This window comes from Streptomyces nigrescens (assembly GCF_027626975.1).
GTDB classification, from domain to species: domain Bacteria; phylum Actinomycetota; class Actinomycetes; order Streptomycetales; family Streptomycetaceae; genus Streptomyces; species Streptomyces nigrescens.
Window position 1 is genome coordinate 650810 of the sequence record NZ_CP114203.1, and the last position, 20285, is coordinate 671094.

16 protein-coding genes and 1 pseudogene are annotated in these 20285 nt (G+C 70.9%); 11 read left to right on the plus strand and 6 right to left on the minus strand.

Annotated elements, in window-relative coordinates:
* Positions 1 to 266: 266 nt before the first annotated feature.
* Positions 267 to 833, minus strand: a pseudogene (locus STRNI_RS41285) (NAD-dependent epimerase/dehydratase family protein); the annotation flags it as partial.
* A 92-nt stretch (positions 834 to 925) separates the two neighbouring features.
* Here STRNI_RS41285 and STRNI_RS03035 point away from each other — a divergent pair.
* On the plus strand, positions 926 to 2149 hold the full coding sequence (locus STRNI_RS03035; protein WP_277410477.1) for a GDSL-type esterase/lipase family protein: 1224 nt from the start codon (positions 926 to 928) through the stop codon (positions 2147 to 2149).
* On the opposite strand, the gene STRNI_RS03040 is transcribed toward STRNI_RS03035, so the two are convergent.
* Entirely contained in the window at positions 2146 to 2874 is a 729-nt protein-coding gene (locus tag STRNI_RS03040) for a ribonuclease H family protein (RefSeq protein ID WP_018091937.1), read from the minus strand. The two genes, STRNI_RS03035 and STRNI_RS03040, sit on opposite strands and share 4 nt — an antisense overlap.
* A gap of 512 nt (positions 2875 to 3386) precedes the next feature.
* Positions 3387 to 4064: an AIM24 family protein gene (locus STRNI_RS03045; RefSeq protein ID WP_026170026.1), complete on the minus strand. Its 678-nt coding sequence runs from the start codon at positions 4062 to 4064 to the stop codon at positions 3387 to 3389.
* 279 nt (positions 4065 to 4343) lie between these two features.
* Here STRNI_RS03045 and STRNI_RS03050 point away from each other — a divergent pair, with 279 nt between their 5' ends.
* On the plus strand, positions 4344 to 5849 hold the full coding sequence (locus STRNI_RS03050) for a sugar transferase (protein ID WP_277410478.1): 1506 nt from the start codon (positions 4344 to 4346) through the stop codon (positions 5847 to 5849).
* A gap of 70 nt (positions 5850 to 5919) precedes the next feature.
* On the opposite strand, the gene STRNI_RS03055 is transcribed toward STRNI_RS03050, so the two are convergent.
* A complete protein-coding gene (locus STRNI_RS03055) occupies positions 5920 to 6864 on the minus strand; it encodes a GDP-L-fucose synthase family protein (protein ID WP_277410479.1) in 945 nt (314 codons plus the stop codon).
* A 179-nt stretch (positions 6865 to 7043) separates the two neighbouring features.
* Between STRNI_RS03055 and gmd the strand changes: the two genes are divergently transcribed.
* From gmd to STRNI_RS03070, 3 genes are read left to right on the plus strand one after another with little or no spacing between them, the layout of a single operon-like run.
* Positions 7044 to 8057 (plus strand): GDP-mannose 4,6-dehydratase, encoded by a 1014-nt coding sequence (gene gmd / locus STRNI_RS03060; protein WP_159483898.1) that lies wholly within the window; start codon positions 7044 to 7046, stop codon positions 8055 to 8057.
* The gene (locus STRNI_RS03065; protein WP_159483900.1) at positions 8054 to 8590 is read left to right on the plus strand and encodes a DapH/DapD/GlmU-related protein; all 537 of its coding nucleotides are present in this window, start codon (positions 8054 to 8056) and stop codon (positions 8588 to 8590) included. The genes gmd and STRNI_RS03065 overlap by 4 nt, the downstream gene beginning before the upstream one ends.
* Positions 8587 to 9711: a glycosyltransferase gene (locus STRNI_RS03070; RefSeq protein WP_277410480.1), complete on the plus strand. Its 1125-nt coding sequence runs from the start codon at positions 8587 to 8589 to the stop codon at positions 9709 to 9711. The genes STRNI_RS03065 and STRNI_RS03070 overlap by 4 nt, the downstream gene beginning before the upstream one ends.
* 37 nt (positions 9712 to 9748) lie before the next feature.
* On the opposite strand, the gene STRNI_RS03075 is transcribed toward STRNI_RS03070, so the two are convergent.
* On the minus strand, positions 9749 to 10960 hold the full coding sequence (locus STRNI_RS03075; RefSeq protein WP_277413187.1) for a glycosyltransferase: 1212 nt from the start codon (positions 10958 to 10960) through the stop codon (positions 9749 to 9751).
* Positions 10961 to 11145: 185 nt separating this feature from the next.
* On the opposite strand from STRNI_RS03075, the gene STRNI_RS03080 reads away from it, so the two are divergent.
* The 5 genes from STRNI_RS03080 (at position 11146) to STRNI_RS03100 (ending at position 17979) form a co-directional block, all read left to right on the plus strand.
* Positions 11146 to 12651, plus strand: coding sequence for a hypothetical protein (locus STRNI_RS03080; RefSeq protein WP_148588871.1), 1506 nt, complete (start codon positions 11146 to 11148; stop codon positions 12649 to 12651).
* Positions 12648 to 14330: a tyrosine-protein kinase domain-containing protein gene (locus STRNI_RS03085; protein WP_159483901.1), complete on the plus strand. Its 1683-nt coding sequence runs from the start codon at positions 12648 to 12650 to the stop codon at positions 14328 to 14330. Before STRNI_RS03080 ends, STRNI_RS03085 begins: the two co-directional genes overlap by 4 nt.
* Positions 14327 to 15898, plus strand: coding sequence for an oligosaccharide flippase family protein (locus tag STRNI_RS03090; RefSeq protein WP_277410481.1), 1572 nt, complete (start codon positions 14327 to 14329; stop codon positions 15896 to 15898). The genes STRNI_RS03085 and STRNI_RS03090 overlap by 4 nt, the downstream gene beginning before the upstream one ends.
* A gap of 88 nt (positions 15899 to 15986) precedes the next feature.
* On the plus strand, positions 15987 to 17528 hold the full coding sequence (locus STRNI_RS03095) for a PQQ-binding-like beta-propeller repeat protein (RefSeq protein WP_037742748.1): 1542 nt from the start codon (positions 15987 to 15989) through the stop codon (positions 17526 to 17528).
* Positions 17529 to 17550: 22 nt separating this feature from the next.
* Positions 17551 to 17979, plus strand: a complete 429-nt coding sequence (locus STRNI_RS03100) for an FAD synthase family protein (protein ID WP_018091949.1) — start codon at positions 17551 to 17553, stop codon at positions 17977 to 17979.
* A 66-nt stretch (positions 17980 to 18045) separates the two neighbouring features.
* Here STRNI_RS03100 and STRNI_RS03105 read toward each other — a convergent pair whose 3' ends face one another.
* On the minus strand, positions 18046 to 18777 hold the full coding sequence (locus STRNI_RS03105; protein WP_277410482.1) for a CDP-alcohol phosphatidyltransferase family protein: 732 nt from the start codon (positions 18775 to 18777) through the stop codon (positions 18046 to 18048).
* A 40-nt stretch (positions 18778 to 18817) separates the two neighbouring features.
* On the opposite strand from STRNI_RS03105, the gene STRNI_RS03110 reads away from it, so the two are divergent.
* Positions 18818 to 20116: a glycosyl hydrolase family 28-related protein gene (locus STRNI_RS03110; protein WP_078518751.1), complete on the plus strand. Its 1299-nt coding sequence runs from the start codon at positions 18818 to 18820 to the stop codon at positions 20114 to 20116.
* The last annotated feature ends 169 nt before the right edge of the window (positions 20117 to 20285 follow it).

The window sequence follows — 20285 nt, forward strand, 5'->3', positions numbered from 1 at the left end:
GTGGGCAGGCCCGCCGCCCGGGCACGCGCCGGACTGCGCTGCTGTGACGTCCGGTCCGGCCGGACGAGCGGGAACATCGGCGGCCGTCCGTCGGGCGACACCGGAACGATCTCGACCTCGGTGCCCGCCACCCGCGCACAGGTCTCGATGAGCCCGCCGAGGGTGACCGGCTCGTCCGGCCCCACCGCGTGGAAGGCACCCGGCCGCGCGTCGGCGAGCAACTGCACCACCAGACGGGCCAGATCACGCGAGTCGACGAGCTGCACCGGCTGTCCGGGGTCGGCGGGCAGTGCCACCCGTCCGCCGCGCGCGGCCCGGCGCACCCAGTACATGAGGGCTTCCGTCGGATCGTGCGGCCCGGCCACCCTCCCCGGCCGCACCACCGTCGCCCGTGGGCCGTACCGGGCCACCACATCGTCCTCGCAGGCCACCTTGAGCGGACCGTAGGTCTCCTCGCTGAGCTCCTCGGTGTCCCGCACGGGCGGGCGGCGCGGGGTGTCCTCGGTCGACCCCGGCCCCACACCCTCGCGCCGGTACACCGCATGGCTGGAGATGAAGAGATACCGCCCGGCCCGGTCCCCCAGCGCGTCCATCGCCTGCCCGACATGCCGTGGCACGTAGCCGCTGACATCCACGACCGCGTCCCAACTCCCGTCGCGCAGCGCCGCGTAGTCGCCGGTGTCCCGGTCACCGATGAGCCGGGTCAGCCCGGGGAACAGCTCCGTTCCGGTCCTCCCCCGGCCGAACAAGGTCACTTCGGCGCCGGTGCGCAGCGCATCGTCCACGATGGCGCGGCCCACGAACGACGTCCCGCCCAGTACCAGAATCCGCATGGTCCTCGACGCTAGCGACCAGGGCGTCACGGCGGAGGCGAGGGGCCGGAAAATGATGTGCGGATCAGGTATCCCGTTGACAGGCTGGGACCATGAGTTCTCAGTCTGCGTCCGTCCCCCGCCCCGGCGCCACACCCCCGGCAACTGGCTGGATCACCACGCCCGTTACCGCGGATCTCCTTAGCGGCGCGCTCGATCTGGAGCACACCGAGCACGGGGTGCTGCCGCACCGGCTGCCCGCCCGGGCCCGCGCACAGTGTGCCGACGGGCTGCTGGCCATGGCGGAGGCCCAGCCCTCGGGCGTACGGCTGGTGTTCCGCACCCGGGCCACCGCCGTCGAGCTGGATGCGCTGCGCACCAAGAATGCCTACCAGGGCGCCCCGCCCCGACCCGATGGCGTGTACGACCTGTTCGTCGACGGGCAGCTGACCGGGCAGGCAAGTGTGACCGGCGGCAACGTCGTGACGGTGGACATGACCACCGGGACGGCGGAAACCCGGCCCGGCCCGGCCGGCACCGCCCGGTTCGCCGGTCTCCCCGACCGCGTCAAGGACGTCGAGATCTGGCTGCCGCACAACGAGATCACCCAGCTGATCGCCCTGCGCACCGATGCCCCCGTCGAGCCCCTGCCGGAGGGGGGCCGCAAGAAGTGGCTGCACCACGGCAGTTCGATCAGCCACGGCTCCGACGCCGCGAGCCCCAGCACCACCTGGCCCGCGCTGGCCGCCGCCCTCGGCGGCGTGGAACTGACCAACTTGGGCCTGGGCGGCAGCGCCCTGCTCGACCCGTTCACCGCCCGCGCGCTGCGGGACACCCCCGCGGACCTGATCAGCGTCAAGATCGGCATCAATCTGGTCAACTCCGACCTGATGCGGCTGCGCGCCTTCACTCCGGCGGTGCACGGCTTCCTCGACACCATCCGCGAGGGCCATCCCACCACTCCGCTGCTGGTCGTCTCACCCATCCTGTGCCCCATCCACGAGGACACCCCCGGCCCCAGCGCCCCGGACTTCAGCAACCTCGGCGAGGGGAAGCTCCAGTTCAAGGCCGCGGGTGACCCCGCGGAACGGGCCGCCGGAAAGCTGACGCTCAACGTCATCCGGGACGAACTGGCCCACCTGGTGAAGCAGCGGGCAGCCGACGACCCGAACCTGCACCATCTCGACGGCCGCGACCTCTACGGCGAGGCGGACTTCGCCGAACTGCCACTGCCCGACCAGATCCACCCGGACGCCGCCACCCACCGCCGCCTCGGCGAACGCTTCGCCGCCCTGGCCTTCGGCCCGGACGGCCCGTTCGCGGCCGTGGGTGCCTAGTCCTCCCCCGCCCCGGAGCGGCATGCGGGATGTCCCCAGCCGTCCGGGTTCTTGGTGATGGGCTCGCCCGCCGCGTAGGAGCGACCGCAGCGGCAGCGGCCGGGGAACTTGGCGTTGAGGGTGCGCGTCGGCTTCCCCGAGGTGCGGCGCTGCGGTGCGGAGGCCTTCTTCGCCGCCGGGCCGGAGGTGCGCCGGCGGGTGGCGGCGGGCCGTACGGCATCGGGGGCGGGCGGCGGCTGCGGGGAGCCGAGGGCGCTGCCGGCGGCTTCCTGGACGATCGCCGCCTGGCTCGCCGCACGGTCGGCGAAGTCGTTGAGCGGGTCGCCGTCGACCTGGTGCGCGGGGACGTACCGGAACTCCACGGAGCGGCCCGTGAGCAGCGCGTCGATGCTCATGACCAGTTCCTGATTGGCGACCGGCTTGCCCGCGGCCGTCTTCCACCCCTTGCGCTTCCAGCCGGGCAGCCAGGTGGTGACGGCCTTCATCGCGTACTGGGAGTCCATCCGGATCTCCATCGGGACGGCCGGGTCGGTGGCTGTCAGCAGGCGTTCCAGCGCCGTGAGTTCCGCGACGTTGTTCGTCGCGGTGCCCAGCGGCCCGGCCTCCCACCGGACGACGGTTTCCGCATCGTCGGCGATGACCCAGGCCCAGCCCGCGGGCCCGGGGTTTCCTTTCGAGGCGCCGTCACAGGCGGCGATCACGCGTTCAGCCATGGGCGCGATCATGCCAGGCAGCGGCGCGTCGCGCGAAGCCGCCTCCGCGGACTCGCGGCGCGCGGCCGCCCGGCGCCGGGCGGCCCGGCGTGTGCCTCAGCGGGGGGGCTCCTACGCCACTGCGGACGGCGATGCCGAGACCTGGCTGTCGACCTGGGCCGCGCTCGCGCGCACGGTCCGCGCCCAGGCCGGGAAGTGCGCCGCTGACGGGCGGGCGGTCAGTGCCCGGGACGCGTTCCTGCGGGCGGCGGGCTACTTCGGTACGGCCTTGGTGGCCGTCGACGGTTGCGCCGATCCGGAGGCGCGGCTGGGCGAGCTCTTCACGGAGCACCACGACTGCTTCGACCACTTCGCGGCGGCCTGGGACCCGCCCGCCGAGCGGGTCGCGATCCCCTACGAAGGGATCTCGCTGCCGGGCTACCTCGTCAGCCCGCCGGGCCGTTCCGGAGCGCTGCCGACGGTGAGCAGCGGGTCTTCGACTGGCTGGACGCACGTCTGGCCCGCGGGCGCGGGGCTGATCCAGATCAGTTGCCGGATTCCTTCTCCGGGCGGAGTTCGCTGGGCCGTACGATCACGAATCCCTCACCGTCGAGGCGGAGTTGGACGGCCTCGCCGGAGCCGCCGCGCAGCATGGAGCCGAGGCTCTGCGAACGCTGCAGCGAGGTCTGCAGACCGCTGCTCCAGCCGACCACGGCGTCGGTGTCGACAAAGACCGGGGACTGCGGGGACACGGGTATCACGATGGGGTTGCCCTCGCAGATCACGCCCAGCTTGCCCTGGCCGCTGAAGACGGAATTGAAGAGCCCTCCGCCCGCCATGCCGGCGCCCTTGACGACCTTGATCTCGTAGGAGAGGGACGGGTCGAAGCACAGCACATTCCGGCCGTTGACGGTGATGCCGTCGCCGGGGGCGAGGTCGATGATGAAACAATTGGCGGCCTCGTGCGCGAACCACACCTCGCCACGGCCCCGTACGGCCATCAGCGCCAGCCCCTCGCCGGTGACCGCGCGCTTGAGGAACTTGCCGATGCCCTGCCCCTGCTTCTCGAATTGCAGATCGCCGCGGTAGGCGATCATCGCGCCCTGGCGGGCATAACACTCGCCGTCCAGCGCGTACTTGAGCGATTTGGCGTTCTGCTGCGTCATTCCGGGCGCCGTGGCCGGTTGGGCCATGTGCTCCGAGGCGAAGAGATCACTGTTCATGACCGGCATGCTATCCAGGGCATTGCCGGGCACACCGGAAACGTCCGGCGGCGGCTGCCGGAAGGCCGCGGCCCGCCCCGCGCCGGCCTCCGGGCCCCGGCCGAAACCGGATCACGTGGTCACGCGCTTGTAAACAATGGGACACAAGAACACTCAAAATAGGTAAACCACAGCAGTCGGGCGCAGCGTGCTCTAGCGTCACGTCCGACACGGGGGCGGTTGTGTGGCCGGGGGGCTCCAACCGCGCCGGAAGTGAAGGGGACGACCAAGTGGGGGGCCATGGGGTTGTTCGAAGCTGCCGGAGCAAGGGTGATTGATTCACCTGCCGGGACAGCAGCCGAGTTGGACCGCGTACCGGAACGCGGCGGGAAAGGCAGAAACAAGCCGACGGAACGGCGGCTGCGGCAGCTGGCGTTAGCCGTTGACACAGGGGGTGTCCTGCTGCCGGTGGGGCTGCTCTGTGCCGTGACACAGCAGCCGCAGCCACTGCTCACCGCGACGCTGGCCAGTGCGTCATGGCTGGCCGTCGGCGCATCGAAGAATCGTTACAGCCGGGAGGAACCGGCCGGTGACGATGCCGTGCTGCCGGTCTTGCGGGACTGGCTGACCATGCTGGGCGTGCTGGCCGTCGTCTGCGTCGCGGCGCGGGTCGAGGTCTCGCTCAAGGTCTGTGTGCTCGCGCTGCTGCCGTGCCTGGCACTGGGCGTGGCCCGGCGCAAGCTCGTGCACCGGTATCTGCTGGCCATCCGGCGTCGCGCGCAGGCGCTGCGCCGGGTGCTGATCGTCGGGGAGGCGGGCGCCGTCGATGTGGTGCTCGCGGAGCTGGCACACCGTACCGATCATGAATATGTCGTCGTCGGCAGCTGTCTCGTCGGCGAGGAGACCACCGACTCGGCGGTGCCGGTCCCTGCCCGGCTCGCGTCCGACGGGAACACACCCGAAGCGGCACTGGACGGCGAGACCGTCCTCGGGTGCGCCGCCGAACTCGACGCCGATCTCGTCTTCGTGGTGCCGGGCCGACAGCTGTCCGCGGCGCGGGTGCGGCGGCTCGCCTGGGCCCTGCATGACGGAGGCCGGAATCTGGCCATACTGCCGGGCCTGATCGATGTGTCGCAGCATCGTGTCCGGCTCGCGAAGGCGGCGGGCCTGACGGTGATGCACATAGACCCGGCGGCGCGGCGGGGGATGCCGGTGCTGCTGAAGCAGATCACGGACCGGCTGGGAGCGCTGCTGCTGCTGATGCTGCTCTCCCCCGTGTTCGCCCTGGTGGCGGCGGCGATAAGGCTCACCTCCAGTGGGCCGGTGTTCTACTGGCAGATCCGGGTCGGCCAGGATCTGATGCCGTTCCGGATGTGGAAGTTCCGCACGATGGTCGTCACCGCCGACCGGATGCGGACCGCGCTGGAGGCGTCGAACGAGCACGACGGGGCGATGTTCAAGATCCGGCGGGATCCGCGGGTGACGCCGGTGGGCCGGGTGCTGCGCCGCTTCTCGCTGGACGAACTGCCCCAGCTGTTCAATGTCCTGGCCGGCCATATGTCGTTGGTCGGCCCGCGGCCTCCGCTGCCCGAAGAGGTGGAGCGGTACAACGGGACCGAGCTCCGTCGGCTGTCCGTCAAACCGGGTCTGACCGGTCTGTGGCAGGTCAGCGGGCGGTCCGATCTCACCTGGGACGAGACCGTCGCCCTGGATCTGAGCTATGTGGACAACTGGTCCTACACCCGCGACATCGGTGTGCTGGTCCGGACCGTGCGTGCCGTCGTGGACGGGCGCGGTGCGTACTAGCGGGCTCCGGTGTGCGTCCGGCGCCTCGCCGAGAGGCGGGCGCCGGGCGCACAGCACGAGGCAGGGGCGATCACACCGTGGCCGGCTCCGCGCGCCATGCCTGGTAGGTCCGGGCGATGCCCTCGGCGAGCGGGATGGTGGGCGACCAGCCCAGGGCACGCATCTTGCTGATGTCGAGCAGCTTGCGCGGGGTGCCGTCGGGGCGGGACGGGTCGAAGGCGATCCGGCCCTCGTAGCCCACCGCGGAAGCGACACAGGAGGCCAGGTCGGCGATGGTCAGGTCCGTTCCGCAGCCGACGTTGACCGTGTCGTCGCCGTCATAGCGGCGCAGCAGCACCTCGCAGGCGGCGGCCAGATCGTCGACGTGCAGGAACTCGCGCAACGGTGTGCCGGTGCCCCAGAGGGTGAGCTCCGCCAGTCCCTGCTCCTTCGCCTCGTGGAACCGGCGGATGAGGGCGGGCAGCACATGCGAGGTCTCGAGGTCGAAATTGTCGCCGGGCCCGTAGAGGTTCGTCGGCATGGCGGAGATGAAGGAGGCACCGTATTGCCGGCGGTAGGAGCGGATCTGGACGAGGCCGGCGATCTTGGCGAGCGCGTAGGCCTCGTTGGTGGGCTCCAACGGCCCGCTCAGCAGGGCGTCTTCGGTGATGGGCTGGGCGGCGTGCTTGGGGTAGATACAGCTCGATCCGAGGAACAGCAGTCGGCGCACCCCGGCCTGGTGCGCGCCCGCGATGACGCTGAGCTGGATGCTCAGATTGTCCTCCAGGAACTGCACGGGGTAGGTGCTGTTGGCCATGATCCCGCCGACCTTGGCGGCCGCCAGGACGACGGCGTCGGGGCGGGCCGAGCGCAGATAGGCCGCGGTGGCCCCGGCATCCCGCAGGTCGAGCTCCGCGCGGGTACGGGTCAGCACGTCATAGCCCCGGTCGGACAGCCGCCGGGCCACGGCGGATCCCACCAGGCCTCGGTGGCCCGCGACAAACACGCGAGCGGGTGTGGGCAGCAAGTCATCCATGGGCCGGATTGTGTCAGTCAACCCGATACGCCCACCGGCTATTTCAGGAAATATCTGCCACCCATCGCTCTCGACCAGCGGCGACGGAGCGGGTAGCGTCCACGCCCCGCGGTCCGCCGGCGCGTGGGTAATCCATCAAGTTCGATCCCGATGCACATCACTTCTCGTGGGGGGAAGCCATGCCGAAAACCGCGGTCATCACCGGAATCACCGGTCAGGACGGGTCATATCTCGCCGAATTGCTGCTGAGCAAGGGCTATGAGGTGCACGGGCTGATGAGACGCTCGTCGAGCTTCAACACCGAGCGCATCGACCACATCTACCAGGACCCGCACACCCCCGACCGGAAGCTGCTGCTGCACCACGTCGATCTGTCGGACGGGGTGGCCCTGGTGAATCTGCTGCGCGATGTGCAGCCCGACGAGGTCTACAACCTCGGTGCCCAGTCCCATGTCCGGGTCTCCTTCGACGCTCCGCTGTACACCGGCGATGTGACCGGGCTGGGCGCCGTACGCCTGCTGGAGGCCATCCGCGCCAGCGGCGTGCAGACCCGGCTCTACCAGGCCTCGTCCTCGGAGATGTTCGGCGCCACCCCGCCGCCGCAGAACGAGGCGACGCCCTTCCATCCGCGCAGCCCGTACGGCTGCGCCAAGGTCATGGCGTACTGGTCCACGGTCAACTACCGTGAGGCGTACGGCCTGTTCGGGGTCAACGGCATCCTCTTCAACCACGAGAGCCCGCGGCGCGGCGAAACCTTCGTCACCCGCAAGATCACCCGTGCGGTGGCCCGCATACAGGCGGGCCTGCAGGAGCACCTCTACCTCGGCAACCTCGATGCCGTCCGCGACTGGGGTTACGCCCCGGAGTACGTGGAGGCCATGTGGCGGATGCTGCAGCGTGACGAGCCCGACGACTATGTGGTGGCGACCGGGGTGGCCGCGACCGTACGGGACTTCCTGCAGGCCGCCTTCGAGGCGGTGGGGCTGGACTGGGAGCGCAGTGTGCGCTTCGACCCGAAGTACGAGCGGCCCTCCGAGGTGGACGCGCTCATCGGCGACGCGTCCAAGGCCAAGAGCCTGCTGGACTGGTCGGCGAAGGTGCAGTTCGACGAACTCGCCCGGATCATGGTGGAGTCGGACATACGGCAGCTGGAGGACGAACTCTCCGGTCACCGGGTGCGGGTGGACCGATGACGGTCACCGCCACCGACCGCCGGCTGCGCGGCTTCACCGGCGCCGGCTACGACAAGGGCCGGGGGCTGCTGACCCAGGTCGCCTGGTTTGTCGTGCTCAATGTCCTGTTCATGAAGTGGTGGTGCCCGCCGCGGCTGCGGCCCCCGCTGCTGCGGGCCTTCGGTGCCCGGGTCGGCGCCCGGGTGCTCATCCGGCACCGGGTGCGGGTGCAGTGGCCGTGGAAGCTGACGATCGGCGACGACGTCTGGGTGGGTGAGGACTCCTGGCTGATCAACCTGGAACCGATCACTATCGGCCATGATGTCTGTGTGTCCCAGGGTGCCCTGCTGTGCACCGGGAGCCACCAACGCCGCTCCCCCACCTTCGAGTTCGACAACGCTCCGATCCGTCTGGAGCCGGGGTCCTGGGTGGCCGCCCGCGCCATGGTGCTGCGCGGGGTCACCGTCGGAGCGGATGCGGTGGTCGGGGCCGGTGCGGTCGCCCACCGCGATGTGCCGCCGGGGGCCGTGCACACCACCGGGGGTGCCGTATGAGGATCACCCATGTCGTGACGCTGGTCAGCGACGACGGGGCCTACGGCGGTCCGGTGAGCGTGGCCACCGGGCAGCTGGGCGAACTGGCCGCGCGGGGGCACGAGGTGGAGCTGGTCTCGCTGTGGCGGGGCCGCGGCGCACCCCCGCGGTCCGTGGACGGGGTACCGCTGCACGCCCGGACCGCCCGCACGCTGGTGCCGGGGCAGGGCTTCCTCGGCCTGTTCCACCCAGGGCTGCTGCCCGCGCTCTGGCGGCGGGTGGGCAAGGCCGACGCCGTGCATCTGCACGCCGGGCGGGACCTGGTGTCCCTGGCCGCGCTCGTGGTGGCCGCGGTGCGCCGCCGCCCGTTCCTCGTGCAGACCCATGGCATGGTCCAGCCCCGCGGCTCGGCCGTGGCCCGGCTCTTCGACCGGGTCTATGTCCCGCTGCTGCGCCGGGCGGCCGCGGCACTGGTCCTCACCGACGAGGAAGAGGCCGGGCTGCGGCAGGTGCTGGGCCCGCGCGGACCGCGGCTGGTCAGACTCCCCAACGGGGTCCGCTCCCGCCCGGCCGACGCGGAGCGGAGCAGTACGGATGTGCTGTTCCTCGCGCGTCTGCAGAGCCGCAAACGCCCTGAGGCCTTCGTGCGGATGGCGGCGCTGGTGCACCGCAAACGGCCCGAGGTGTCCTTCACCCTGCACGGTTCGGACGAGGGACGGCTCGCGGAGGTCCGGCGGCTGATCGCCGAGGAGGGGCTCGGCGACGTGGTGACGTACGGCGGGGCCCTCGACCACGACGCCGCGGTGCGGCGGACGGCGCAGGCCACCGTGTACGTGCTGCCCAGCGTCGACGAGCCGTTCCCGATGAGTGTGCTGGAGTCCCTGGCCGTGGGCACCCCGGTGGTCTGCACCGACAGCTGCGGGATCGCCGGTGCGCTCCGGCGGCGCGAGGCCGCTGTGGTGACCGATGGTTCGCCGGAACAGCTGGCGGACGCGGTGCTGCGGCTCCTGGAGGACCCCGCGCTGCGGGAGCGCGTCACCCGCGCCGGCCATGCGGCCGTCGAGGCGGAGTTCTCCCTCACGGCCGTGGCCGACCAACTGGAGGAGTGGTACGGGTCGCTCGCCCGGCCCGGCGGCGGGTGACCGGGGCGGCGGGGGCCCTGGCCCCCGCCGCCTCCGGCTACCGGCCGGCTGCCCTGGCGATCCGCAGCAGCTCGGTGATCCGCTCCAGACCGGCCCGGCTGCTCAGCCGCTGCTCGACGTACTCCGGGCCCCGGGCTCCCAGCCGGGCCGCCCGCCCGGGGTCGTCGGCGAGCGCACGGACCTCCGTCAGCAGCGCCTTCGGGTCCTCCGGTGCGAGCACCGTCCCGGCACCCGAGCGCAGGACCTCCTGGGCGGTGCCCCCTTCGGCGGCCACCGACGCGATCACCGGCCGGCCCGTCATGAAGTACGAGGTCAGCTTGGACGGCAGACTCATGTCCAGCACGGAGGCCTTCTGAGTCACCGCGAGCACATCGGCGGCGGCGAGCACCTCGGGGAAGTCCTCGGCGTCGGCGGGCGGCAGGAAGGACAGCGCGGAGACGCCCGCGGCGAGCCGTTGCAGGTGCGCGCGCTGATTGCCGTCCCCCATGAGCACGAACCGCACGGGCGCGGCTTCCTGATCGGCGAGCCGCGCGGCCTCGACCAGTACCTCCAGCCCCTGCTTGAGACCCATGTTGCCGGCGTGCAGCACCACGGTCTCGCCGTCGGACCAGCCCAGTCGTGCCCGGGTGCGGTCCCGGTCGCCGGTCGGGCCCTGCACATGCGTCCAGTTGGGCACCACATGCACCCGTCCGCGCGGCACGCCCATCGCCGTGACCCGGTCCACGAACGACTCGTGCACCACTCCGACGACGGCCGCCTGGCGCAGCACCCGCGCCTCCACCGCCCCGGCCAGGGCGGCGGCCCGGCCCCCGCCCTGTATGCCGCTCTGCTCGGCGGCGGCCCCCATCAGGTCCTGGACGATCACGACATGCGGTACCCCGGCCTGCCGCGCCAAGCGTCCGCCCAGCACTCCCCCGGCCAGGCTGGGCATCTGGGTGAGCACCACCTCGGGGCGGATGCGCGGTGGTGCCATGGCGCTGTGGGCCAGGATGCTCGCCTCGAACAACGCCCGGCGCAGGGCGGTCTGGTGCGGCGGAACGGTGTGCCGCCGGCGGTGCACCGTCACCCCGCCGCGGCGCTCCCGGACGCGCCATCGGCCGCGATAGCCGTCCGCCACCCGCCAGGCGGGGTAGTGCGGCATGCCCGCGAGGACATGGGTGTCGGCGCCGGATGCGGCCAGGTGCTCGGCTATCTGTGTCGAGTACGGCCCTATGCCGGTGTGTTCGGGTGCGTAGTTGGTCGAGACCACAAGCACGCACCGGCCCGCGAACGAGTCTTCCACGAAAGGCCCCCCTCTGGATGTGCGGTCATCGTAGGAGCCCGTCGGGGCCCGCGGGCTGTGAATTGCGTTGCGATTGTGTCCCGAAGGCGACCTTGTTTCCCGATGTCCCTTAGATTGTGGTCGCTGGTGGGGAGTTGGGGGGAGGTGGGCCGATGCTGCACGGGAAACGTCCGGGCACCGCGGAGCCGGTGCGTGGCATCGCCGCACTGTGCTGCTGGGCGCTGCTGCTGGTGGTGCTGCTGCCGGTGCTGATCCTGCAGTCGCTCGACGCCCGTTTCGGTGCCGCGCTGGCCGTGCAGTGCGTGGTGGTGGTGCACACGGGTGCGGCGCTGGCCCGGGTGCTCACGGACGTCCGGGCCCGGCTGATCGCCTTCGGTTTCTGGCTCTTTTCCTACGTGTGGCTGGGACTCGCGCCGTTGGCGATGCTCGCGACGGACGCGTACCCGCGGGGTTTTGTCGTCGACGCGAACACCGCGTTCGTGACAACGGCCGTGGTGGAGACGGGACTTCTCGCCTACAGCGCGGGGTCGGCGGTGGCGTCCTGGCGGTCGGCGCGCACCTCCACGGTCCTCGAACCGCTCCTTGCCCGGCGGCTGTCGCCGGGGCGGGTGCTGCTGCTGTGCGGTCTGGCGCTGCTGCTGGCGGTCGCGCTGATCCCGGGTCAGGGCGGGCTGTCGGCGTTCTTCCTCAGCCGGCAGGCCGCCAACGAGGCGGCGGCGCAGGCGGCGCCGGCCGCGTCCGCGGACCGGGCGATGGCCGCCTGGGCCCTGTCGGTGCCGGCTTTCTGGGCGCTGGTGGGGCTGGTGCACGTACCGCGGTTCACCGCCGGCGACCGGACCCTGCGCGGATTACGGTGGCTGCTGCTCCCGCTGCTGATCGCGGTGAACGTGGTGGTCAACAACCCCATCAGCCAGCCGCGTTTCTGGGCAGGAACGGTCCTGCTGGCGCTGCTCTTCAGCGCCTCCTGGCTGCGCGGACCGCGGGCCTTCCGGATGGGCGCGGCGGTGGTGGCCGCCGTGGTGCTGGTGGTCTTCCCGTACAGCGACTACTTCCGCTACGACAAGCGGGAAGCCGTCCGTGTCGTCTCGCTCGCCGAGCAGTTCACGTCCAACGGTGACTATGACGCGTTCCAGCAGATCGAGACGGGCGTGGACTACGTCCGTACCCATGGCTTCACCCCGACGGCCGCGCTGGGCCCCCCGCTGTTCTTCGTGCCGCGTGCCGTCTGGCCCGGCAAGCCCGATGACGCGGGCATCCTGCTCGCCCGGCACGCCGGCTACACCTTCGAGAACCTCTCCGCGCCGTTGTGGATCGAGTCGTACATGTGGGCCGGCTTCCCGTCGGTCATCGCCGTCTTCGGCCTGATCGGCGCGGTGGGGCGGCGCATCGACAACCTCCGGCACCGGCTGCGGCGGCGCCCGGGGACCCTCGCGGCCCTGCTGGTACCGGCCTTCGGCTTCTACCAACTGGTGCTGCTGCGCGGCAGTTTGATGGCCATCGTGGGCCCGCTCGCACTGCTCGTCTGCGTCCCGCTACTGATCACCCGTAAAACGGGACGGCGGGCCCTTCCGCCGTCCGCTGAGGACCCCGCGGGCGCCTCGACGTCACCAGCGCACCGCGCCGCCTTGCCTCTACCCACAGGAGGAGCACGTACGTGAGCGTCTTCGACGAGCCCGCGGAGGAGCCGGACCAGATCCGGGACCAGCTGCGCCAGCTCTTCCGGTATCGCGCCCTGGTCGTGCTGGGGCTGGTGCTGGGCATGCTCGGCGGTGGCGCCGTGTCCCTGCTCGGCGGTTCGACCTATACGGCGACCGGCGAGGTCGTGGTCCATGCGATCAGTACGGCGCCCTTCGAGGCCGGCGGGGTCTCGGTGGACAAGCAGATCAGCATGGGCACCGAGCGGCAGATCGCCCAGAGCGCCTCGGTCGCGGCCCGCGCGGGCAAGGCCCTCAAGCTGGCGACCGATCCGGCCACGCTCCAGCGCGATCTGCGGGTGAGCAATCCGCCCGAGACCCAGACCCTGATGTTCGAGTACAGCGCGGACTCCCCGGACCGGGCGTCCGCGCTCGTCAACGCCTTCGTGCAGGCGTATCTGAAGTACCGGCAGGACGCGGCGACCCAGCGGATAGACAAGACCGTCGGCAAGCTGAGCGCCGAACTCAAACCGCTGCAGGAACAGCGCAAGGTGCTGGACCGGCGGATCGCGGGCGGGGGCGGTGCGGCGGGACGGGCCACCGACGAGTCCGAGCGCAGCAATCTGGTGTCGGAGATAGCGGATCTGCAGGGGCGGATCTCCAGCCTGAAGTCCCTCGACACCACGCCCGGTGACATCGTCCGCAAGGGCGATCCGCCGGCCTTCCCGTCCAGCCCCGGTCTCGTCGTGCTGCTGCTCGCCGGGGCCGTGGTCGGTCTGGTGCTGGGCATCCTGGCGGCCTGGATCCGCTCGGTGCTGGAGCCGCGGGTCCGGTCGGTGGCGGATGTACAGGACAATCTGCGGGCACCGGTGCTCGGCATATTGCCGCGCCGGCAGGGCGGTACGGAGCTGCTGGAGGTCGGGCGGACCGGCCGCGGCAACCGTGCGGAGGCCTACCGGACGATCGCATTCCGGCTGGTGCACGACCAGCGCTTCGCGGGACGTGGCAGTCTGCTGGTCGTCTCGCCCCGGGAGAACGCGGAGGCCGTCTCGGTCGCGGTCAACCTGGCCGGTGCGTTCGCCGAGATCGGCAACGACATCCTGCTGGTCGAGGCCGATCTGCGCACTCCGCAGCTCGCCCAGCGGCTCCCGCTGCACCCCGGCCACGGGCGTCCGGTGCCGGGCAGCTGGGCGGACGGCGAGCGGCTCGCCGTGGACGCGGGCGTGGACGGGCGGTTCGATCTGCTGCCCGGCCGGGAGGTGCCCAACCCGGCACGTACCCTGTCCTCACCGCGGTTCGCGCGGCTGCTGAACACACCGTCCGGCCCGAACGAGAATGTCGTGGTCGTCACCGGGCCGCTGCTGTCACATGCGGACGGGCTTGCCGTCGCCAAGCAGGCGGCCGGCGTCGTCGTGGTCTGTGATCTCAACGAGGTCCGCCGGGACGATCTGGACCGGGTGTGGGAGCTGATCACCGGCGCCGGCGGGCACATCCTGGGGGCCGTCCTGGACAAGGGCAGCCGCGCGACGTCGCTGCGCCGGCTGACGGACGGCGGGCCGACGCACCGCAAGCGTGGCCGGGGCCGCCCACGGGCCGCCGCGGTGGCACCGCCGCCCCGGCCCGGCCCGCCGCCGCCCCGCCTCGGCCCGGCGCCGCAGGACGGAACGCCCCTCGACTCCGACACCACCTCGCTGCGCAGGTGACGGCCATCCGTCCGGCGGGTGCGGACGGCCGGTCCGCGCCCGCGGCGCCGGGAGGGGCCGCGGCCGGCGGGCGCGGGGTGGGCTCGACCGCCCGCGGCAGTCTCTTCGGTCTGGCGGGCTCGGCCGCCAACGCGCTGTTCGGGTTCGTCCTGGTCGCCGTCATCACCCATGGCCTCGGGGCCGGCGGGGCCGGGGCGGTCTTCACGGGCGTCGCGGCCTTCACCATCCTGAGCAATGCGCTGAAGCTGGGGGCCGATACCGCGCTGGTCCGCTTCGTCTCCCGGGACCTGGAACTCAGCGGCGGGGCCGGCGTACCGGCACTGCTGCGGATCTCGGTCCTGCCGACGCTGCTGGCGAGCGCCGCGGGGGCGGCCGTCCTGCTGTGCTCCCCCGGGCTCGCCGGCCTGCTGCTGCCCGAGCTGGACCCGGGCCAGGCCGCCGCGCTGATACGGCTGTTCGCGGTCTTTCTGCCGGTGACGACGGTGGCGCTGGTGCTGCTCGGGGCCACCCGGGGGTACGGCTCGGTGGTGCCCTTCGTGGGCGTGGAGCAGATCGGGAAGCCGGCCGTGCGGGTGCTGCTCGCGGTGCCGCTGGTACTGCTCGCACCGAGCGTGGCCGGGCTCTCCGCGGCCTGGCTGGCGCCCGGGGTGCTGGGTGCGGTGGCCGCCTGCGTCTCGCTGCGCCGATCCCGCCGTGCGCATCCGGGCTCCGGCCAACCGCCGTCGCAGGCACGGGAGTTCTGGGCCTTCGCCGGGCCGCGGGCGATCTCCTCCGTCTTCGACATCACCGCGGTGTGGATCGGGGTGATCCTGCTGTCGGTGCTGGGCACCGGCACCGACGCCGGCATCTACACGGCGATCGGGCGTCTGGTCACCGCGGGGTCGCTGCTCCAACTGGCGATCAGACTGGCGGTGGCGCCGCAGATCAGCCGGCTGCTGGCGGGCGGTGACACCCACGGCGCCCATCATCTGCACCGGCTGTCGACGCGCTGGATCGCGCTCTTCTCCTGGCCCGTTTTCCTGGTCCTCGCGGCCTACCCGCGGACCGTGCTGTCGCTCTTCGGGCCCGGCTTCGACGAGGGCGCGGCGGGGTTGGTGGTGCTGGCGGCGGCCTGTCTGGTCAATGTCGGCGTCGGCAATGCGCAGACGGTCATCCTCATGGCCGGGCGGAGCGTCTGGAATCTGGTGGTTGCGGGCACCGCGTTCGCGGTTCAACTGGGCAGCGGGGTATGGCTGGTGCCCCGGTACGGGGTGCTGGGGGCGGCGGTGTCCTGGGGTCTGGCGATCGTGGTGGACAACGGTGCCTCGGCGCTGCTGGCCCGCTACCGCCTGGGCTTTCGCACCGTCGACCGGGGCTATCTGTACGCCGCGGCGATCGGCATCGTGACGGTGGCGCTCCCGGTGTTCGCCCTGCGGACGCTTTTCGGGGACAGCCTTCCCGGTACGCTTTTGGGAATTGTTTTAGCCATTGGGGCTTTCGGCGCGGCCGTCTGGCGCTATCGTTTGCCGCTGGGGGTAGGGGAGTTCTTCGGGGCGCTGCGCAAGCGTGGTTCGGGAAACTCACCGTGAACACCGGTCCCATTTCCGCACAGAACTCGTCGCGTTCCCACGTCCTACCCTGACAATTCCGATCGCGCCATGCTTCCAGGGGGGACCTGTGCGCCAAAGAAGCAGACCTGTCCATCTCTTGCTCGCCGCCGCGGTGCTGGGCACCGCATCGACGGCCCTTTCCGCCGGACCCGCTCAGGCCGCCGGTGAAACCACCCTCACTGCCGATCCGCTGAGCACCTGGCAGACCGACGGCATCGTGTGGGCCATGGCCTATGCCAAGGGCATCGTCTACGTAGGAGGCACCTTCAGCCACATCCGGCCGCCGGGCGCCGCGCCCGGCTCCACCGGAGAGCTCGCCCGTAAGAACTTCGCGGCCTTCGACGCCGAAACCGGTGAACCGCTGCCGTGCGCCCCGGCGTTCACCGGCGGCACGGGCACCGTCCGGGCCATGAAGGCCTCGCCCGACGGCTCGAAGATCTACATCGGCGGCTCGTTCGGGAAGGCCGGCCCGGTGGGCCGGTCCAACACGGCCGCTCTCAACACCGCCGACTGCACCATCGGGGCGGACTGGCAGCCGACGGTCAGCTCGACCGTCCGGGCCCTGGACGTCACGGCCGACACCGTCTACATCGGCGGCGGCTTCGACACCGTCCAGGGACAGACCCGCGAGCGGATCGCCGCGCTGCGGCCCGACGGCGAGCTGCTCCCGTTCAAGGCGACGATCCGTGGTTCCTCGGTCGGCAACGACCCCACACCGGCGGTCAACGCCATCACGGTCGCCCCCCAGCTCAACAAGGTCATCATCGGCGGCCGGTTCACCTCGGTGAACGGCAGCTGGCTGAGCGTGCACGCGCTGGCCGGGCTGGACGCGACCACCGGGCGGGTCGTCAACTCCTTCGCCGGCTGGATTCCCCAGAGGTCGGCGGTCAAGTCGCTCGTCAACGACGGGACCAACTTCTATCTGGGCGCCGAGGGCACCGGCGGCGGGGTCTTCGACGGCCGCGCGGCCGGACGGCTGTCGGACGGCTCGCAGCTCTGGAAGGACACCTGCCTGGGCGCCACGCAGGCGGTCCTGCCGTACAAGGGAGTCCTCTACAGCGGCTCCCATGCGCACGACTGCTCCAACACCCCGGGCGGCTTCACCGACATCGGCAACCGTCAGCACTTCCTGGCGCAGTCGATCTCGGACAAGACGATCCTGCCGTGGTTCCCGGACACCAACGACGGGATCGGCGAGCAGATCGGCCCGCGGGCGCTGACCGTGGGGGACGGCATCCTGTGGGCGGGCGGCGAGTTCACCACCGTCAACGACGCGCCGCAGCAGGGTCTGACCCGGTTCGCTGCGGGGCCGGACACCGGGGCGCCGCAGGTGCCGCTGCTCAGCGGTGCGAGCGGGTCCCGGGGCAAGATCACGCTGAACTGGAAGGCTTCGTGGGACCGGGACGACGGTGTCCTGACCTACAAGATCTACCGCGACGGCGAGTACCTGACCTCGCTCAACCAGGATTCGCGCTACTGGAACCGCCCCAACATGAGCTACACGGACACCGTGCAGCCCGGGGCTCAGCACCGGTACTCGATCGAGGTCACCGACGGCACGAATGTGTCCGGGCGCAACGGCCCGGTCTATGTGACCGCCAGAAACTGACCGAACGCCGAGTGGGGGGTAAATGACGCACCGAGTAGGTTATGCGCCGGGGGTCTATGACCTCTTCCATGTCGGACACCTGAACATTCTCCGGCACGCCAAAAGTCAGTGCGACTATCTGGTGGCCGGCGTCGTCTCGGACGAAATGGCGATGCAGGCGAAAGGGCAGGCACCGGTCATTCCGCTGACCGAGCGGCTGGAGATCGTACGCAGCGTCCGATTCGTGGACGCGGCATTCGTCGAGACGGTGCCCGACAAATTGGAGACATGGCAGCAGGTGCGGTTCGACGTCATTTTCAAGGGCGACGACTGGCGGGGGACGAGCAAGGGCGACAAGCTCGAACGGGATTTCGCGACGGTCGGGGTCGAGGTGGTCTATTTCCCCTACACCGTGCACACGTCGAGCACCCTGCTGCGCAAGGTGCTCGACGGGCTGGCGAATTCGGCGTGACCGGAGGAACTGATCCGGTGCCCGGCCCGGGGCGCCCGCTCCGGTGAGGTGTCCGTCCCCGGCCTGTCAGCGGCCGGGGACGGACAACTCTCGGTACCACTTCACGAGGAACGCCACCATGAACAGCAGATGGGCGGCGAGCAGGACGCAGTACATCGCCAGGAACAGATCCTGGCTGCCGAACAGCAGGAACAGGGCGCAGAACACCCCGTAGTCGACGGGCAGCAGGGCGACGGAGCGCAGCGTGGAGGCGGATGCCGAGGGCGCCGCACCGCCCGCACCGCTCCGCAACCGGTCGGCGCGCTTGAGCTGTTCGGTGAGGATGCCGCCGAAGAAGACCACCACCGCGGCGAACTGGAAGGCGACCGGGAGGAGCAGATACCTGGGGTCGGAGAAGCCGAAGTAGCGGTAGAACGAGATGAGTACGGCCATGTGGAGGGCGAGCATCTTCGCGCAGTCGACCACATGGTCCAGCCACTCCCCCGCGGCGCTGCCGGTTCCGGTCAGCCGGGCGAGCTGCCCGTCGGCGGAGTCGAGGGCGAAACCGAGGACCAGCGCCGCGAAAATGCCGGCCGCCGCGGCGGGCGAGGGGCGGAGCACCGCAATCATGACCACACCGGCAAAGGTGAACACCGCACTGATCATGGTGATTTGATTGGGCGTCAGTTTTATGGTGTAGCCCGCGGCGGCCAACACCCGGCCGGCCGGCCGGTTCACATAACGCGAGTACAGGGACACCCCCTTCGCGGATTTCTGGGCCGCAGACAGCTGTCTGATCGCATATCCGAACTGGCTCATGTCCCCCACCTGATGAATGGACCCCCGAAGGAGCAACATCATGGCAGGCAGGACCTCTCCGTCAACCGGTGGCGCCGATCGCCGGACAGTGCTGGCCGGTACGGCCGCGGCGCTGGCGGCCGCCCTCACCGGGTGTGAGCCGGCATCCCCTGCCACCCGGCAGTCGTCCGACGACGCCAGGGCCCCGGTGGTCACCGGCCACAAGCCCAAGGGCAAGGACGTCATCGACGTGGTGGCGGACTGCGGCGCCAAGGGCGACGGACGCACCGACGACAGCCGGGCGTTCGCCCGCGCGTACTCCTACGCGGCCGGCCGGGTGTGGGACCACATCGGGCGCACCGTGATCGACATACCGGCCGGCACCTACCTCATACGCAAGCCCCACGCCCTGCTCAACGCCACCGGAGGAAAGCTCAAGGCCAATGGCTTACGGTTCCGCGGGGCCGGCAAACGCATGACACAGCTGCTCTTCGCACCGGCCGAGGCCGACAACGCCTATCTGTGCCGCAACGAGGACAGCTGGGCGAATGTGATGTTCGAGCAGCTGGGCTTTGTCGCCGCCACCCCCGGCGCCTCGTTCTTCTACTCCTACTCGACCGGCCAGGCCCAGGACTACCGCTTCACCGAATGCGAGTGGACCGGCGAGTGGACCTACGGCCTGGCGCTCGACGGCAGCAACACCAACTCGGAGATGCGCTGGGACGCCTGCCGTGTGGGGGGTGCCTACCGCAAGGCGTTCCTGTACTCCGGACTGTCCGAGAAGTCGCTGAGCCACCGCCAGCAGGACCAGTTCCTCAACTACTGGTTCAACGACATGAAGGTCGAGTACGCCTGGGGCAACTTCCTGGAGTTCCCCTACGGCGGTTCCATCACCTGCCGCGGCGGCTCCTACATCGTCACCGGCCGCCGCCCCGAGGACTCCGCCGACTACGGGCGCACCAGCACCTTCTTCCGCTTCCCGCGCGGTCCGCACCACGACTCCGTACAGCGCTTCCACGCCGAGGACATCCGCTTCGAGGTGCGCGACCCGGACACCGTCGTGATCGACTGCGCCTGGGACAGCGGGACGGTGCACTTCAACGACTGTGACGACACCGCGAACGCCTTCAAGTCCTTCGCCGAGGAGAGCAGCCCCCATCGCTACCGCATCGGCTCCCGGGGCCCGCTCGTGCGGTACGACTCCTGCCAGCTGTCCGGGCAGCACTCCTACGAGCAGGACGGGGGCGGCGCCGGCCCCCGGGCGCGCTACGACATGTGCCGCTTGCGCAATCACTCCCCGCAGGACTTCATCAAGGGCGCGGACGGCCGGGTGAAGTTCGTCGACTGTCTGGGGGCCTGAACGGGCCGCGGTGGGCGGGAACCCGACGGTGCGGGAACGCCGCTGACGGCCTGTGCGTCCGCGGCCCGCCTCCTCGCCGACGGTGACCAACGGCACACGTACTGGTCAGTAATGTTGCCCCTGGTCGGGCCTAGAGTGAGGGCCGCAATGGCGCCGCCGGGCACCGGCG